We start from the raw sequence: 16853 nt of genomic DNA, 5'->3' as shown, positions 1-16853 counted from the left end.
AATTTCCTGTGCCTAAAACCGTAACCTTTTGGTATATTTAGGAGTCTATTAGTTTACGTACATAGAATGAATCTATTTCTATGAAATAGATTCAAATGCACAAAAAAAGAATAGGAGTGGATATGCAGCATGAAAATACGCAAAAGCGTGTTAAGCGGTGCTTTGGCCGTTGCAATGATTTGTCAGACGTGGACTTTCGTCCCACTAGCTAAAGCAGATTCAGTAGACTTGGTCTACAGCCAAATGATTACGGCAGGCGCAGTTATGAGAGATTACAACTGGACGTCGGTGCGTAATAAGAAGACGGTCACAACTAGAGCGAATGTGATTGAAGTGGATTTAACGAATCCGTATGTATCGCTCGACACGATTACAGGCAAGGGCGGTAACTTTACGAAGAAGCAATCTATTCTTGGTATGACGAAGGAATCAGGCGCTGTAGCTGGTATTAATGGTGACTTCTTCAACACCCAAGCGGAAGGTGTGCCAATTGGTCCACAAATCAATGGGGGTCAGATTATAGCTTCGACACCGGATAATATGACGGGTTTGTACGCTTTTGCAATTGATAAGAACAATGAACCTATGGTTGATAAGTTCGCATTCAAGGGCTCGGTTACGGCAAAAGATGGTTCCACGTATAAGCTGGACGGTGTGAATAAGACGTACTACTGGTACGACGATGGTACACACAGTCATATTGATGGCATGTTCTTGTATACAAGTGCATGGGCGCAGGAAGATCGTTCGAATGATGGAAAGTCTGTTCCGACGGAAATTCTCGTGCGTAACGGCATTATCGAAGATATGGCGATTGATACAGTTCTCAAAATTGTTGCACCTAAAGATGGTTACATCATCCGTGCAGGTGGTAAAGCAGGGGAATACGCGAAAGCGCATTTCAAAATTGGCGATCCCCTTCAAGTCGATTACCAGCTAACATCATCTGATGGTAGTAAGGTGTATGACAAGGATTATTTTAAAACAATGATCGGTGGTCACTCCATCCTTCTAGACAACGGTAAAGCAACTGATTTCTCTCGTGATGTATCCGGTCTAAATGGATATCGCGCACGTACAGCGGTTGGTTACTCCAAAGATAAGAAAACAGCTTACCTAATTACAGTAGATAAAGCTGCAGGCAGTGACGGTATGTCTTTCTCGGAATTGCAATCATTCATGGCGAAAATTGGCGTATGGAAGGCAGTAAATCTCGATGGCGGTGGTTCCACACAGATGGTGTCTCGTGAACTTGGGGACAAAGAACCAACACTTAAGAACTCCCCTGAAGGCGGCGGGTACCAAAGACCTGTTGTTAACGGATTTGGTGTGTTCTCAAATGCGCCTAAAGGCACATTAGCTGCACTGTTCCTCAAAGGACCAAGTGAAGTGTTCCTCGGTGAGCGCGTTCAGTTTACACTAGAAGGTTATGATCAGTACTATAACCCACTTACAGTCGATGAGACGATGCAGAAGAAATGGTCAGTCGCTGGCGGAATGGGTACATTCGATGGCGATACATTCATCCCGGGCAAAGTCGGTAAAGCAACAATTACGGCTGAAGTGGGCAATGGTGTACAATCCAAGGAAATTCGTGTAATGGGTAAAGGTGACATAGCATCACTTGGCATGACAGCGTCCAACCAAGTGCTTAAAGCGAATGAAACGTACAAGTTCACGGTAACAGCTACGGATAAAAAAGGTCGTAAGAAGACCCTAGACTCCTCCGCTCTTAAGTGGGAAGTTAAAGGTACGAAGGCTGAGATCAAAGACGGTCAGATGAAGCTAGATAGCATTGATGGCGTTAAAGCGATTCAAGTTATTGGGACGTATGATGGCATGTCAGCGATGTTCACACTATCTTCTGGCTATGAAAAAATGTGGTATGACATGGACAACACAGCTGTTCAAACAAATGGCAGCACATACCCAGCAGAAATTGAAGGCAGTGTAACAACGCACAAAGAAGAAAACGGCAATAAGAGTCTAGAAATCAACTACGATTTCACGAATGGTACAGGCAACAAAGCCGTATACGCAGACTTTAACAATAAGAATGGTGCTCCAATTGAAGGCAGCCCACAAGCAATGAAAATTAAAGTATTCGGTGACAATTCCCGTAACTGGGTTCGTGCTGAAGTAGTAGATGCGGATGGCGACTTAAACCGTATTGATATCTCGAAAAATGTAGATTGGACAGGCTGGAAAGAGCTTGAAGTTAACCTTGCAGAGTACCACCTAACATATCCTTTTACAATTAAAAATGTGTATGTAGCAACACCGGCTGAAAGCCCGGATGAGCGTGAACTAAAGGGTCAAATGCTGATCGATGACATTGCATTCATGTACAAGGGCGGTGTATCAACACCACCGAAGAAAAAAGTGAAATTAACGATGGATCAGAAGACGGTTTACCTAGATGGAAAAGCATTTACGCTGGATCAAGCCCCTGTAGAAGTTGGGTATCGCGCAATGGTGCCAATTCGTTTCGTAATGGAAGCATTCGGCGGTGAAGTGTTGTGGGATCCTAATGACTGGAGAGCTTCCATTCTGTATGGTGATAAGCTCGTACAAATGTGGAACAACAATCCGGACATTGCCTTCACAGGTAAAAAAGTAACAAATGATGTTGCACCACAAATTATTAACGGTCTGATGATGGTTCCACTTCGTGCTGTGTCTGAGTACCTGAACTGGAAAGTTGGTTGGGATGCAGAGACACGTACGATTACGCTAGAGTAGAAGAAATAGTTCTTTTTGGGCAGTCTCAACAATAAGGAAATATGTTACTATAGATCAATGAGAGTTTTATAGTGAAGGAGACTGCCCGACCTTGCAAGCGGATGCGATCGATCAAGTCATCAAGAGTGCGATAGAAGTAATGGAAAGTAGTAAATATCAAATTTTCGATTTAGCTGAGAATGCTCGACATGAGCGTAATGAGTTAATGAAAGAACAGGAAGAAGTGAAAGCCGAGGCGATCAAGACGATTGATCTCGTCGATAAGCTTGAACTGGACCTTCGGCGGTCGCGCATACGACTGTCGGAGGTTTCCCGTGATTTCAGACGTTTTCATGAAGCAGACATCAAGACAGCTTACGATAATGCGAATTTAATGCAGCTCCAGCTCACTTTGATGCGCGAGAAGGAAAACCATCTTCGTACCAGACGAGATGAACTGCAAAAAAGGATCAAAAGCGCCGATAAACTTGTGCAGCGAGCAGAGCGAATTGTGTTTCAGATGGACATTGTACTTGGGTATTTATCCGGCGATTTAAGCGAAGTTTCGCACATCTTAGAGACAGCGAAGAACCGGCAGATGCTAGGTCTTAAGATTATTCTGGCTCAAGAAGAAGAGAGACGCCGAATCGCAAGAGAAATCCATGATGGCATGGCCCAAACACTCGCGAATCTCGTGCTGCGCAGTGAAATTGCAGAGCGGCTCCTTGCTAAGCAAGAATATGATGTGGTAAAAGAAGAGCTTCAAGTGCTGAAGAGTCAAGTGCGTGGAGGACTGGAAGAAGTCCGCAAGATGATCTTCAATCTTCGCCCGATGGCGCTGGACGATCTAGGCTTAGTTCCGGCTGTGCGCAAGTATGCGCAGGATTTTGAAGAGCGTACACGTATTCTGACAAAGCTTGAAGTAAAGGGTAAAGAAATGCGACTTCCATCTGGAATGGAAGCAGCGATTTTCCGATTAATCCAAGAGGCCTTTAGTAATGTGTTTAAGCATGCTAAAGCGACTTTCGTTGAAGTAGAGCTCTTATTCGGAATGGATTATATTCATGTGAAATTCTCGGATAATGGCATTGGCTTCAATGTAGGGAAGACGGAACAAATCATTACCAATGGAACGAATTTCGGGATTCTAGGTATGCGTGAGCGACTAGACCTGTTAGAAGGTAAAATGGAAATTGTATCTGAAATTAACTTAGGAACGAAAATCAACATGGAAATTCCGATTCGACCGCAGAACAAGGAGGAGAACACCGATGGATAATGCGAGCAACATAAAGAATAAGGTGAAGCTCATTCTTGCCGATGATCATCAACTATTCCGTGAAGGTTTGAAACGAATTATTAATATGGAAGATGACATGGAAGTCATTGGCGAAGCGGGCGATGGCATTCAAGCGCTTGAGCTGTGCAACACTTTGCAGAATGATGTACATGTTGTGCTGATGGATATTAATATGCCGGAGGAAAACGGGGTTATCGCAACAGAGAAGCTCAAGGTTATTTTCCCGAATATTAAAGTCATCATTCTATCCATTCATGACGATGAAAGTTATGTGTTCGAGACGCTTCGCAAAGGTGCGTCCGGTTACTTGCTTAAAGATATGGAAGCAGAGTCACTTATCAATGCGATTCGCTCTGTTGTAGCAGGTCATGCTTACATTCATCCGAAAGTAACAGGCAAGCTAATTAATCAATTGCGCCGTATGACGTATTTGGATGATCATGGTGTAGTAGGACCTGGCGAAGCCGTTCGTGAGAATGGACTGAAGTATGTACATGCACCAAGTTCACCACTGACCAAGCGTGAATCAGAAGTTCTACGACTGATGTCGGAGGGCAAGAGTAACAAGTTAATCGGAGAATTCCTCTACATAAGTGAAAAGACAGTTAAGAATCACGTAAGTTCTATTCTACAAAAGATGGAAGTTGATGACCGTACACAAGCGGTTATTATAGCAATTAAGTACGGATGGGTGACCTTGTAAGGCGTAGACCGGTTGCTCGAATGCGAGAAAGCACGGAACCTCTCACTTCTTGGCGGCATATATTGCTCCAAAGGAGGGAGACACCATGTGGATCGGCCTTAGTCTAATCGTAGGCACCTACGGTTTATGTGTCGCGTTAATCCATCTGTATTATGCCATGAGCAAGTGGCAGAAAGCTTCACCACAGCGTGTGTTAGTCGTAACAAGTAACAACCAACAGCAAGTGGAATGGGTTCTTCGCTCATTGTTCTTCTCCTCGTGGCTGCGAGGACGTCCAATTTCGGCAGTCGTTATCGATTCCTGCTCAACGGACGATACCCTGAAGATCATTGAGCGATTAGCCTATCAGTATTCGTTAGAGGTACACCATCACACATCCCCTACACCTCTAGACGAAATCTTCCGTAATTACCCCCACGATGTAGCCATCGTCTGCCCGAGTGTCGCGGCTTAAAGGCTAAAGTGAAACCGTAAACAATACGATTGAATAGAGATATAACAGTACACGAAGTATACGTAGTTTTTTAACCCCAGTTTATTTGAAAATACTCCTTTTATTTATTCCTTTTTAAAGTTAGATGAAAACAGTTACTAAAAAAGAACTCACAGGTAAGGTGATCTATGCTCGTTCAATGTTATGCAGTGAAGCTGCATGAAGGATGGTCGTGGCATTTCTCACTGGATGTGAGGGTCGATGTTCATTATAGGTCCGAGTGTGATCATGCCCCTCTTGGCATGGTGATACTGGAGCCTTCTATTGCGTATGGACAAGCCCTGCGTTTAGTTGAGGAGCTGCGTAGAAGTGGAACGTTGGGGGGAACTGACTCCCATGTGAAGAATAGCAAAGAAGTTGCACCGGAAGATCGGAAGCATTCGTATGGATATGAGTCGTCACATGTAACTGAGGAAGATCTTATCGAATTGCAGCGGCAGTTATCGTCTGCTCTTCGAGTGTGTAAATTACCTGCTCGTGAGCAAAAGTGGAGGCTGGTGCTTGCAGAGAAAGAGTTAGAAGCGGATCAAAAGCATATGCCTGTGAAAGAACATGAATATCGGATGTTGGTGGATGCGCTAGCAGGACGAGCATTGTTGGAGTCTGAAGTACAGTCAGTGGTGGACACCGTGTGCAGTAAAATGGGACAAGATGTTGGCTTATCGGAACATTGGAAGTCGTATGTGCAGCTAGCTGTACTTCGGGGTGATGTCGTTATGGAGCTGGGTATGCGTGTGTCTGAGCGGCGTGAGATGCCTTACTTCTGGAGGGAAGTACATACCTATACGTGTAAACGATGTGGGACAAGTGGAGAGCGGATTCATAAGACGACTTGTATAGAGTGTCATGGGGAGTGCTTCTATTGTCAGGCTTGTCTCACGATGGGCAGGGTGAAGAGTTGCTCGGTGTTGATATGGGGTGTGGGTAGAAGGTTGGATAATGGAATAGGACATTGTTCAGTGAATGAAAGTTATGCGAATGTGAAACAAGGCGTTAGTGTTGCTGATGGCGATGATGTAATGGGTATGCAACACTTCCTTCAACCCTGGGGGCTAAGCCCTGCTCAATCTGCGGCAGCGACGGCTGGCTTGGAATGGTTAAGAGGTAACTTAATGTCCACTCATAGAGGACATCCTGCATCTTTAAAGAACAACAAGTCGCAATTCTTGATCTGGGCGGTGACTGGAGCGGGTAAGACGGAGATGATCTTCCCGTTCGTTGGATATACCCTTGCTCAAGGAGGCAAGGTACTCATAGCTACGCCCCGTCGGGACGTCGTGCTTGAGCTCGCGCCGCGTATTGCGCGGGCGTTCCCTGATCAGGCCGTCGTCGTCCTCTACGGCGGCAGTGAACAGCGATGGGACAGTGGTCCCATCACGATTGCAACGACGCATCAGCTCATTCGCTTCCGAGAGGCGTACGACCTCGTCATCATCGATGAACTCGATGCGTTTCCCTACCACGGCGACCCGATGCTCGCGTTCGCCGCAGATCAAGCGTGCAAGCCCGGCGGCTGCACGCTGTTGCTCTCCGCAACGCCGCCGCAGGCGTTGCAGCGAGACTGCGTGAGGGGGCGACTCCCTCACGTGAAGGTGCCAGCGCGATTCCACGGCCATCCACTGCCCGTTCCGGGGCAGCTGGCCATTCCCGCGCTGAGGCGGGTTTTGCGGGCGGGGCAGGTGCCGCCCGCCCTGCTGACGAAGCTCCGCGCGTCGCTTGCGCGCGGAGCGCAGTTGTTCTTGTTCGTGCCGAGCATTGCGATGGTCGAACCGCTCGTGCTCCTACTGCGCAGCGCTTTGCAGGCGGGGGATTTGTCCGTGCAAGCGACAAAGTCAGTCAGCGCTGAGCAAGTACAGTCACATCTAGCTTCACCAGATGATACTGTACCTCTACATAAAGTATCATCAAATGCACGAACACCTAAGGGCGCGGAACAAACTGCCTCACATCTAGATACCACTTTAACCATCGAAGGCACCTCCTCCAAAGATCCCCTGCGCACGGAGAAAGTACAACAATTCCGAAGTGGTGAGATTCGCATTCTAGTTACCACAACCATTCTAGAACGCGGGGTCACCGTACCGAAGACCGATGTCTTCATCCTTGATGCGGATTCCAAGCAATTCGATGAAGCGGCACTCGTTCAAATGTCCGGTCGAGCTGGACGCTCGAAGGATGATCCCGCTGGAAATGTCTATTTTGCCGCCAAAGAACGCACGAAAGCGCAGTACGCCGCTATCTCACAGATCAAAAGCATGAACAAGATTGCGAGAAAACAAGGATTTTTGAAGGAGAAAAGTAACTAGCTTATCAATGATTAACTTTAAAGGAGGCACTCCCATCACACCCCCATCTTCATTCATCCAACACCTCAACCCAATCAATTGGCTTCGCCATTTCCCCAAACTATTAGCTCCAACTGGGCAGAGCTGTATGGGTTGCAATAATGAAGCGCATATCCAATCCTCACACTTAGGTTTATGCGATAGATGCTATAATAGCCTCGCGTGGATTCGGGATATTCATTGTTCACGTTGTGGTCGTTACGAGAATTGCCCCGATTGTCCGCGTATCACAGATTCTCCACTCACCTTAAACCGGAGCAGCGTTCAATATAACTCCGACATGCGTGAAATGCTAGCACGTTACAAGTATCGTGGGGATGAGCAGTTGTGTGATCTATTTGCAGAAATGCTTTGTTATTCGTACGCACTTACTCAACAAACTGACCCCACACCGCGGCGCACCCAAGAGATCTTAACCTATGTCCCACTCAGTTCAGCCCGCCTTGTCGAACGTGGATTCAATCAAGCGGAACAAATGGCACAAAGTTTAGGTGCGAAGCTCAGACTTCCCGTTGTTCCTCTTCTCTTACGTAATCGGCATACCGAGAAGCAAAGCTTAAAATCTCGGAATGAAAGACTTCTAGATTTACAGCATGTTTTTGCAATAGATTTAGTGGGTAGAGAGCAATTGACGAGTCTTCCAATCACTACAGCGCCGCGTATTTATATCATTGACGATGTCTATACAACGGGCAGTACACTTGCAGAGTGTGCCTCGATCATTCAAGAAAGTGTACCTTTTGCAAGCGTATATGGCTTGACATGGGCGCGATAAATTGCGATAAATGATATGCAATGCATTGATAGTCAAAGGGGAGGGATAAGCATGGGCTTCCAGAATATTTTCAATTGCCCAAGCTGTGGTCGTGTTTTTGTAAAGGGGGTAAGAGATATATGTAATGTTTGTTATCAGAAGGTAGAGGAGCAATATGACGCTTGTGTCAAATACCTGAGAGAACAGAAAACAGCAACCCTATACGAAGTCAGCGATGTGACGGGAGTCTCTGTGAAACAAATTACTAAATTTGTGAGGGAAGGCCGAATTTCACTTGCTGGGCACCCGAACATGACTTACCCGTGTGAGATCTGCTCCACACCAATCCGTGACAACATGATGTGCGACTCTTGCCGGAATAAGCTAGCGAAAGATTATAAACAAGTTCAAGCGAGTGAACAGCATCGCAAAGCTGCAGCAGAAGAGGATACGAAGCTTTCTTATAATATTCAAGATCGTATTAATAATCGTAGATAGCATTTTGTCAACAATCGAATATAAAGTTTTCATTACCAAGTGCCGATAATAGAATTAAATGTTATCGGCTATTTATTTTTTCGTTGGAAGATGAGGTGAAATTCCATGAAAATCAGCGACATACACCGTATTGGGGCGATGAACCCATATAAACAGGCAGGTGGAGCGAAAGCACAAAGCGGTTTGAACCGATCCTTACGCAAGGATGAAGTCCAAATTTCGCCTGAAGCAATGGAATTATTGGAAAATAAAGTTACGAATAAAACCGAGCGTATTGCTGAACTTAAACAATCGGTTGCAACAGGAACTTACCATGTAGAAGCAAACAAAATCGCGGAGAAACTATTGCCTTTTATCAAATAAAAAGGTGAAAAGTAATGTTAAAGGAGCGGGTTTTCGAACATGTCTATTACAGCACTTCTTGAGGTGATGGGGGAAATAACGGAAGTTCATACAGAATTGCTTGCGTTAGCCAAAGAGAAGACCCCTCTGCTTGTCCGTAATGAAGTTGAAGAATTAAATCGAGTTATTCATAAAGAAAATAATTGTATTAAACGGATGACGGAGCTGGACCAGAGCCGCCTGCATTTCTTAGGGGAGTATCTGGTGAAACGTGGTTATCATCCGAATCCGAAAGTGACGATAAGCGATCTAATTCGCATTATTTATAAAGCAGAAGAGAAGCAGTCTCTTACAGACGCACAAGTTGCGCTTGCGAAGGTGATTGCTGAATTACAGACAGTAAATACGCTTAATCAGGAGATGATTAAGCAGTCCCTTGCGTTTATCGATTATTCGCTTGATTTGCTTGTCGGTTCCCCTGAGAACGAAGTGACCTATCAGCACCCAGCTATGCAGAAGCAGACAGGCACTCGCGCAGGTGTTTTTAATGCGAAGGCTTAACACGGAAGGGGTATCCTCATGAGATCAACATTTACAGGACTCGAAATATCGAAGCGCAGTTTGTTCACGCAACAAGCCGCTTTGCAAACAACGGGACATAACATTTCCAATGTGAACACACGCGGATTTTCCAGACAAGTCGTAAATATGGTTGCGTCCAGCCCGCTTGAAGCGTACGGCATGATGCGCAGCACCGTTCCCGGTCAGATGGGACAAGGTGTTGAGTTTGACCATATCAATCGAATCCGCGATCAATTCTTGGATCATCAATACTACAATGAGAATAAAGGCTTGGGTGAGTGGACAACGAAGAAACTTGCGCTTGAGAAGCTTGAGAACATTGTGAATGAACCGTCCGACTCCGGGGTTCGTCAAGTTATCCAAAATTTCTGGAATTCATGGCAAGAACTAAGTAAAGCGCCTGAGAATCTAAGTGCACGTGCAGTTGTGAAGGAAAGCGCGCTCGCGATGACAGAGGCTTTTAATCATACAGCAACACAGCTTAAAGATTTTGAAAAAGATTTAACCGATAACATCAACGTAAAAGCGAAACAGGTTGACTCTCTATTGGGTCAAGTTGCGAACTTAAATAAAGAAATTTACCGCATTGAAGGCTTGGGCGATAACGCGAATGATCTTCGTGACCAGCGTGATGTGCTCATGGATGACATGTCGAAAATTGTTAATATCGAGATGGTAGAAGATTCGACAGGTTATAACATCACAATGGGTGGAGTTGAACTACTTAACTCGGCAGATACAGAGCCAGCAGTTGAAGTAACGGGCGACTTCCTAGTAACGAGTGTGCAGGGTGGCACGTTAAATAGTGGTGAAGTATATGGACTTGTGTATTCTCGCGATACGCTTGTGAAGAGCTACCGTGATCAATTAGACAACATGGTGAAGACTTTCGTTGGCGGAGATATTAAAGTAACGCTTCCAGCAGGCAGTGTAATCCCTAGAGGCGTTGTCGTTGACGGTGTATCAGGAACGCTTACTAAAGATACAGAAGTTACGGTAAAAGGATTTAACCAGCTGCACCAGCTCGGTTATACCGGTGAGAAAACATTGTCCGCAGGCGGCGTGTTCTTCACAATGAAGCCAGGGGCAACCGAAATTAATGCAGAGAGCATTACGGTTAACCCAGCTATCGTTGCAGACGTTGGTAAAATTGCATCCTCCATGCGTACTTATATGGATGGCGGTGTAGAGAAAGTCGTATCCGGGAATAACTCCCTTGCTCTTCTCATGGCAGGGATGAAAGATATGAAGTTCGATTATGATCCAGGCAATACAGGAACCGCGGTTCTGAATGCAGGTACTTTGGATGAATACTTACGCTCTGTTGTTGGCAGTATCGGGGTACTTAGCCAAGAAGCGAAGCGTCAGACAGTAAACCAAGACTTGCTGGTTCAGCAAATTGAATCCTATCGCCAGGCAGTAAGCGGCGTTTCACTCGACGAGGAAATGGCGAATTTAATTAAATTTCAACATGCTTATAATGCAGCGGCACGTGCTATGACAACATACGATCAAGTGCTGGATAAGGTCATTAACAGCATGGGTGTCGTAGGCAGATAATCTTTCGAACTTGAACTTGTAGGAGGTATATAGATGGCTAGAGTCACGCAGAACATGCTGAGTTCACAGCTACTTACGAACCTGAACAGAAACCTGAACAGATCACAAATCTATCAAAACCAGCTATCCACTGGCCAAAAAATTAACAAACCTTCCGATGATCCCGTTGGAATCAGCTTCTCTATGCGCTACCGCAACGAGTTGTCGGTGAATGATCAGTACGAGAAGAACGTGGATAACGCAATCTCATGGTTGGATTATTCGGATACGATGATGAGCCAAGTGGGTAAAGTATTGGATCGTGCGCGGGAATTAACGGTTAATGCATCGAACAGCCCGAATCCAGATACGGCGCTTGATGCGATTAATAGTGAAATTAAGCAGCTCTATAGTCAATTAGTTACGATAGGCAATAGTCAATTTAATGGTAAGTATGTGTTTAATGGTGAGAAGACCGATGTAAAACCATACACTGAGGCAAAAGCATTTGATGAATCGACAGATAACGGTATTATCAAAATAGAAACAGGCGTCGGCGTTACGATGGGCGTTAATATAACAGGTAATGAAGTGTTTGGAGAACCTGGGAGCGACAATGCCTTTCAAATCCTAAAAGATTTAAGTGCAAAGCTTACGGCAGTGCCCGTAGATTCCGTTGCAATATCGGACATGTTAACAAGATTCGATAGTCGTATCGATAAGAATCTTGAGACAAGAGCGGATATTGGCGCAAAAGCGAATCGTATTGAGCTATCTCAAGATCGCTTGGCTGACATCAATCTCAATTTGACCAGTCTTCGATCTAAGACAGAAGATGCTGATATGTCGGAAGTCATTTTGCATATGAAAGAAAATGAGAATATTTATCAAGCTTCACTATCCGCAGGATCGAAAATTATTCAGCCAAGTCTTGTTGATTTCTTAAGATAATCGAATTTAGTAGCTAGGAGGGTAGTTTATGGTTTCATTCCCTGTTGTTCAAATTCAGACGCAGAATGCGAAGTTAGGTATTGTTGCTAATCGTGGTGTGTTAGATTTCGAGCAGCCGCGTGCAACGATGGAAATCAAGACTACACCTCCTAAGCTGAATATAAATTCAGAGAATGGTGAGTTACATATTGACCAAAGCCGAGCATGGGATGCATACGGTACAGGCGGTCATTTAAAAATGATGAATAGTATCTATCAAGAAGCTCGGCGTGTTGGGATGGAAGGCATTGCTCGCATCGTAGATGAGGGGAATCGAATGGCAGCTATTCAGAATAAAGCGGATGCTTTTGTCGAGCTAGCACATTTTGCTCCGATACGATTTAATGAGTTCAATTACTGCGGAGATGCATCCTTCGATAATGTAGATATCAATTATATCGCGCATAAGCCGGACATTCAGGTGCAAGATGGTCAGCTATCTATTGAAACGCAGGTCAACAAGCCAATTATGAATAACCGAAGCGGTATACTAGATATTTATATGATTCAATATCAACAAATTCAGTTCACGCCACCACAGATTGATGTGATGAAGTGATCAGATCAGGTATAATTAGCGATAGATGAGAGTCTATGGCTATTTTTTATATGAAGATAACTTGATACTAGGAGATGATCTTGGTGCTAACAATTGATACTATACATTTTGGTGAAATGAACATAACAGAAGAACGAATGATTGAATTTTCCCATGGACTACCTGGTTTTGAAGAATTAACGAACTTTATAGTCGTTGTGCCAGACGAGAGTTTGCCATTTGCTTATCTACAGAGTGTTGACAGCGCAGAAGTGAGTTTCTTAATGGCAGATCCCTTTCAATTCTACGGCGACTATGAGTTTGAATTGAGTGAAGCAGCACAAGCTGAACTTGAAGTCAGTGTACCTGCGGATGTACAAGTGCGCGTGATTGTAACAGTGCAGGAAAGCTTGCAAAGTGCGACAATGAACCTATTAGCTCCAATTATAATAAATCCAGTTAGACGCAAGGGTAAGCAGATTGTGCTGCACCAGACCTCTTACACAACCAAGCACTCTCTTATTCAAGTGACATCAGATGCGAAATCACCCACGAAAGCCGGTGAATCCACATGCTAGTGTTATCTCGTAAGAAAGGGGAGACGATCGTCATAGATGGGAACATCGAGGTAACTATTCTGGACACAGAGGGTGATTCTGTTCGCATTGGGATCAACGCCCCGAAGCATATCGACATTTATCGGCAAGAAGTGTTCCTTGCTATTCAACAATCGAATCAAGAAGCGGCAAGAACGATCGTTAATCCTCTAGATTTAAAAATTTTTGATAAAAAATAAATTTTGATCTTCATTTCTAAAGAGGATAGTACGATAAATAAGTATAAACGATTTACGAGGGCGGCCGACCTTAGTAAGTCGTGAGGGCCCCGCAAGGATGTGGGGTACTAACAGACACCTTCAAGGAGGAAGAAAATAATGATTATTAACCACAACTTAGCTGCAATGAACACACACCGTCAACTAGGTGTTAACACTGGTGCTTCTGCGAAGAACCTTGAGAAATTATCCTCAGGTCTTAAAATCAACCGTGCTGGCGATGACGCTGCAGGTCTAGCAATCTCCGAAAAAATGCGCGGTCAAATCCGTGGTTTGGACATGGCTACTAAGAATGCTCAAGATGGTATTTCCCTAATTCAAACAGCTGAAGGTGCTTTGACAGAAACTCACAGCATTCTACAACGTATGCGTGAACTTGCGGTTCAATCCTCAACTGATACGAACGAAGGCGTTGACCGTCAGAAGTTACAAGCTGAAGTTAATGAGCTTTCCAAAGAAATCAAACGTATTTCCACGGATACAGAGTTTAATAACCAAAAAGTATTGAACGGTGAATTCAAAGATAAGACTTTCCATATTGGTGCAAACTCCGGTCAAAACATCAAGCTTACAATCAATGATATGAGCAACATTTCACTTGGTGTGAATGGTTACGATGGTAAGACAACTCCAGTTACTGGAACAAATATTTCAATTGTAAATCATGATAATGCAGCGTATGATATTAGTTTTGCTGATACAACTGCTAAAGATAATGCTGCAGTGGAAAAGACAACTGCAACTAGAGATAAAGATGGAAACATTACAATTACTTTAGCACAAGCTAAAGGTACTACTGGAGCTGCAGGTGCTGTAACTGCAACGGAACAAGATGTTCTTGACGCTTTGAAAAAGTTAGATGTTGATGCTATAGGAACTGGTGCTTTAGGTGGTCTTGTTGATCCTACAAAAGCTACTGGCGATAATATTGCAGCTGCAGATATTAAAAATGATACAATCGGTGTTAACATCTCGACTCAATTTGCAGCTGACAAAGCGATCACAACAATCAACAACGCTCTTAACAATGTATCAGTTGAGCGCTCCAAGCTTGGTGCAAACCAAAACCGTCTTGAGCACACAATCAACAACTTGGGAGCTACTTCCGAGAACCTATCTGCTGCTGAATCCCGTATTCGTGACGTAGACATGGCAAAAGAAATGATGAACTTCACGAAGAACAACATCTTGACTCAAGCAGCTCAAGCAATGTTGGCTCAAGCGAACCAACAGCCACAAGGCGTTCTTCAATTGCTTCGTTAATCTTAATTGAAAAGCACGGGAGACCTTAGTTTATCTAAGGTCTCTTTTTTTTCTGAATTATTTTACTTTCACATATGTGAGAAATTATCTTCAATTAGAAGTAAGGAGTGACGATAAAGGGGTAAGCGCGATGAATAGAAGTATTGACAAATTAAGGCCGGGCTTATTATTATCGCGAACACTCCACAAGGATGTGGGGGATACAAATTACTTACTTCAAGGAGGAAGAACAAGATGATTATCAATCACAACTTAGCAGCAATGAACACACACCGTCAGTTAGGTGTGAACACAGGAGCTTCCGCAAAAAACTTGGAAAAACTATCTTCAGGATTGAAAATTAACCGTGCAGGAGACGATGCAGCAGGTCTAGCAATCTCCGAAAAAATGCGCGGTCAGATCCGTGGTTTGGACATGGCAACTAAGAATGCACAAGACGGTATTTCCTTGATTCAAACAGCAGAAGGTGCATTAACAGAAACACACAGCATCTTGCAACGTATGCGTGAGCTTGCAGTTCAATCTGCAACTGACACAAACGAAGGTGTTGATCGTCAGAAGTTACAAGCTGAGGTGGACGAGCTTTCCAAAGAAATCAAGCGTATCTCCACAGATACAGAGTTCAATAACCAAAAAGTATTGAACGGTGATTTCGACGATAAGACGTTCCATATCGGTGCAAACTCTGGTCAGAACATTAAGCTGACAATTAATGATATGAGTAACTCAAAGTTGGGTGTGTCTGGTTTTGAAGGTAAAGAGACAACACTTGCTGACCTTGGGGTAATCGTAACTAATTCTGATAATGTCGATGCAATTAATATTCAAATTGGAGCCGATGCAGGTAAAGACGTTAATGAAACTACCGCAACAGTAGATAAAAATGGGAATGTAACTTTAAAATTAGCACAAGATGCTAGTGGTGCTGTTACTGCTACAAAAGCTGATGTGCTAAAAGCGCTTCAAGACGCTGGGCTAGATGTGAAGACAGATGGATCAGCGGCAGGAACCATAGATGATGGTCAACTAGGTGCAGCACATGCGGCTGTTGTAGCAGATGTACAAGATGACTCCAAAGGTGTTAACATCTCCACTCAAAAAGCTGCTGACCGCGCAATTACAACGATTAATGACGCTTTAAATACAGTATCGGTTGAGCGTTCCAAGCTAGGTGCAAACCAAAATCGCCTAGAGCACACAATCAACAACTTAGGTGCTACTTCTGAGAACCTATCTGCTGCAGAATCCCGTATTCGTGACGTAGATATGGCGAATGAAATGATGCAATTCACGAAGAACAACATCTTGACTCAAGCGGCTCAAGCGATGCTTGCACAAGCTAACCAACAGCCACAAGGCGTACTTCAATTGCTACGCTAATCATAAAACTTAATGTCAAAGAGGCTCTAGTAGGACTAGAGTCTCTTTTCTTTTTGGAAATAGGTAATTTTTAATCCGTTTACTAAAAAATGATCTAATATCGATTGTCCGATCTTCCGATATATATAGTACTTATATATCGAGGTGGGGGGTATCGTTATGAATGTAAATTTTTCAGGTGGAAACTCGGGTTCACCAACTGGTTCAGAGAAAGCCTCAGTTGACGCTGCAAGTCAAATGTTGGCTACCAATGATGGAATTCGTATTCAGCAGATTTCAACATCAACGGAGTTGAAGAATGCCGTTGCACAAGGGCAACCGATTCCGGTTAGTGAGGAGCAACTAATTAAGGCTATTGATCGGGCTATTAAAGCTGTTCAGGGTACTTCAACGTCATTGAATTTCTCGGTTCACGAGAAGACAAAGCAAATTATGGTCAAGGTGATTGATAATGATTCTGGAAAAATCATTCGTGAGATCCCCCCAGAGAAAAATCTTGATTTTCTAGCAAAGGTATGGGAAATGGCTGGTTTACTAGTAGATGAGAGAAGATAAATTTTATATTTAATC

Annotated in this window: 17 protein-coding genes; all 17 read left to right on the top strand. The window is 44.1% G+C overall.

Going from position 1 to position 16853, the window contains the following annotated elements; translation table 11 throughout:
- Positions 1–129: 129 nt before the first annotated feature.
- The 17 genes from NV379_RS20580 (at position 130) to NV379_RS20500 (ending at position 16838) form a co-directional block, all read left to right on the top strand.
- Positions 130–2742: a stalk domain-containing protein gene (locus tag NV379_RS20580; protein WP_258209228.1), complete on the top strand. Its 2613-nt coding sequence runs from the start codon at positions 130–132 to the stop codon at positions 2740–2742.
- A gap of 91 nt (positions 2743–2833) precedes the next feature.
- Positions 2834–4000 (top strand): sensor histidine kinase, encoded by a 1167-nt coding sequence (locus NV379_RS20575; RefSeq protein WP_258209227.1) that lies wholly within the window; start codon positions 2834–2836, stop codon positions 3998–4000.
- On the top strand, positions 3993–4724 hold the full coding sequence (locus NV379_RS20570) for a response regulator (RefSeq protein ID WP_258209226.1): 732 nt from the start codon (positions 3993–3995) through the stop codon (positions 4722–4724). Before NV379_RS20575 ends, NV379_RS20570 begins: the two co-directional genes overlap by 8 nt.
- Positions 4725–4809: 85 nt before the next feature.
- Complete coding sequence (locus NV379_RS20565; RefSeq protein ID WP_258209225.1) at positions 4810–5178, top strand: glycosyltransferase family A protein; 369 nt, start codon at positions 4810–4812, stop codon at positions 5176–5178.
- 167 nt (positions 5179–5345) lie between these two features.
- Entirely contained in the window at positions 5346–7523 is a 2178-nt protein-coding gene (locus tag NV379_RS20560) for an ATP-dependent helicase ComFA (protein WP_258209224.1), read from the top strand.
- Between the two features lie 328 nt (positions 7524–7851).
- Positions 7852–8337 carry a ComF family protein gene (locus tag NV379_RS20555; protein WP_258209223.1) on the top strand — a complete coding sequence of 162 codons (486 nt, stop codon included), beginning with the start codon at positions 7852–7854 and terminating at the stop codon, positions 8335–8337.
- Positions 8338–8388: 51 nt separating this feature from the next.
- On the top strand, positions 8389–8814 hold the full coding sequence (locus tag NV379_RS20550) for a TIGR03826 family flagellar region protein (RefSeq protein WP_258209222.1): 426 nt from the start codon (positions 8389–8391) through the stop codon (positions 8812–8814).
- Between the two features lie 105 nt (positions 8815–8919).
- Positions 8920–9177, top strand: a complete 258-nt coding sequence (gene flgM / locus NV379_RS20545; RefSeq protein ID WP_258209221.1) for a flagellar biosynthesis anti-sigma factor FlgM — start codon at positions 8920–8922, stop codon at positions 9175–9177.
- Between the two features lie 39 nt (positions 9178–9216).
- Positions 9217–9717, top strand: a complete 501-nt coding sequence (locus NV379_RS20540) for a flagellar protein FlgN (RefSeq protein ID WP_258209220.1) — start codon at positions 9217–9219, stop codon at positions 9715–9717.
- Positions 9718–9735: 18 nt separating this feature from the next.
- A complete protein-coding gene (gene flgK, locus NV379_RS20535; RefSeq protein ID WP_258209219.1) occupies positions 9736–11298 on the top strand; it encodes a flagellar hook-associated protein FlgK in 1563 nt (520 codons plus the stop codon).
- A gap of 33 nt (positions 11299–11331) precedes the next feature.
- A complete protein-coding gene (gene flgL / locus NV379_RS20530; RefSeq protein ID WP_258209218.1) occupies positions 11332–12228 on the top strand; it encodes a flagellar hook-associated protein FlgL in 897 nt (298 codons plus the stop codon).
- 28 nt (positions 12229–12256) lie between these two features.
- Positions 12257–12826, top strand: a complete 570-nt coding sequence (locus tag NV379_RS20525; RefSeq protein ID WP_258209217.1) for a DUF6470 family protein — start codon at positions 12257–12259, stop codon at positions 12824–12826.
- Positions 12827–12909: 83 nt separating this feature from the next.
- Positions 12910–13383, top strand: coding sequence for a flagellar assembly protein FliW (gene fliW / locus NV379_RS20520; protein WP_258209216.1), 474 nt, complete (start codon positions 12910–12912; stop codon positions 13381–13383).
- Positions 13377–13601, top strand: coding sequence for a carbon storage regulator CsrA (csrA, locus tag NV379_RS20515; protein WP_258209215.1), 225 nt, complete (start codon positions 13377–13379; stop codon positions 13599–13601). Before fliW ends, csrA begins: the two co-directional genes overlap by 7 nt.
- Before the next feature lie 138 nt (positions 13602–13739).
- Positions 13740–14903 carry a flagellin N-terminal helical domain-containing protein gene (locus NV379_RS20510; protein ID WP_258209214.1) on the top strand — a complete coding sequence of 388 codons (1164 nt, stop codon included), beginning with the start codon at positions 13740–13742 and terminating at the stop codon, positions 14901–14903.
- Between the two features lie 234 nt (positions 14904–15137).
- Positions 15138–16283: a flagellin N-terminal helical domain-containing protein gene (locus NV379_RS20505; protein WP_258209213.1), complete on the top strand. Its 1146-nt coding sequence runs from the start codon at positions 15138–15140 to the stop codon at positions 16281–16283.
- A gap of 159 nt (positions 16284–16442) precedes the next feature.
- Positions 16443–16838, top strand: a complete 396-nt coding sequence (locus NV379_RS20500; protein ID WP_258209212.1) for a flagellar protein FlaG — start codon at positions 16443–16445, stop codon at positions 16836–16838.
- Positions 16839–16853: the final 15 nt, after the last annotated feature.

It is taken from the genome of Paenibacillus radicibacter, assembly GCF_024721995.1.
Lineage (GTDB): Bacteria > Bacillota > Bacilli > Paenibacillales > NBRC-103111 > Paenibacillus_AM > Paenibacillus_AM radicibacter.
The sequence above is the reverse complement of the archived record's forward strand: the minus strand, read 5'-3'. Positions and strand labels throughout refer to the sequence as shown.

Bases quoted from the DNA above. Each gene is read 5' to 3' on its own strand.
- NV379_RS20580 (WP_258209228.1), top strand. From the start codon at position 130: ATGAAAATACGCAAAAGCGTGTTAAGCGGTGCTTTGGCCGTTGCAATG.
- NV379_RS20570 (WP_258209226.1), top strand. From the start codon at position 3,993: ATGGATAATGCGAGCAACATAAAGAATAAGGTGAAGCTCATTCTTGCC.
- NV379_RS20565 (WP_258209225.1), top strand. From the start codon at position 4,810: ATGTGGATCGGCCTTAGTCTAATCGTAGGCACCTACGGTTTATGTGTC.
- NV379_RS20560 (WP_258209224.1), top strand. From the start codon at position 5,346: ATGCTCGTTCAATGTTATGCAGTGAAGCTGCATGAAGGATGGTCGTGG.
- NV379_RS20555 (WP_258209223.1), top strand. From the start codon at position 7,852: ATGCTAGCACGTTACAAGTATCGTGGGGATGAGCAGTTGTGTGATCTA.
- NV379_RS20550 (WP_258209222.1), top strand. From the start codon at position 8,389: ATGGGCTTCCAGAATATTTTCAATTGCCCAAGCTGTGGTCGTGTTTTT.
- flgM (WP_258209221.1), top strand. From the start codon at position 8,920: ATGAAAATCAGCGACATACACCGTATTGGGGCGATGAACCCATATAAA.
- NV379_RS20540 (WP_258209220.1), top strand. From the start codon at position 9,217: ATGTCTATTACAGCACTTCTTGAGGTGATGGGGGAAATAACGGAAGTT.
- flgK (WP_258209219.1), top strand. From the start codon at position 9,736: ATGAGATCAACATTTACAGGACTCGAAATATCGAAGCGCAGTTTGTTC.
- flgL (WP_258209218.1), top strand. From the start codon at position 11,332: ATGGCTAGAGTCACGCAGAACATGCTGAGTTCACAGCTACTTACGAAC.
- NV379_RS20525 (WP_258209217.1), top strand. From the start codon at position 12,257: ATGGTTTCATTCCCTGTTGTTCAAATTCAGACGCAGAATGCGAAGTTA.
- csrA (WP_258209215.1), top strand. From the start codon at position 13,377: ATGCTAGTGTTATCTCGTAAGAAAGGGGAGACGATCGTCATAGATGGG.
- NV379_RS20510 (WP_258209214.1), top strand. From the start codon at position 13,740: ATGATTATTAACCACAACTTAGCTGCAATGAACACACACCGTCAACTA.
- NV379_RS20505 (WP_258209213.1), top strand. From the start codon at position 15,138: ATGATTATCAATCACAACTTAGCAGCAATGAACACACACCGTCAGTTA.
- NV379_RS20500 (WP_258209212.1), top strand. From the start codon at position 16,443: ATGAATGTAAATTTTTCAGGTGGAAACTCGGGTTCACCAACTGGTTCA.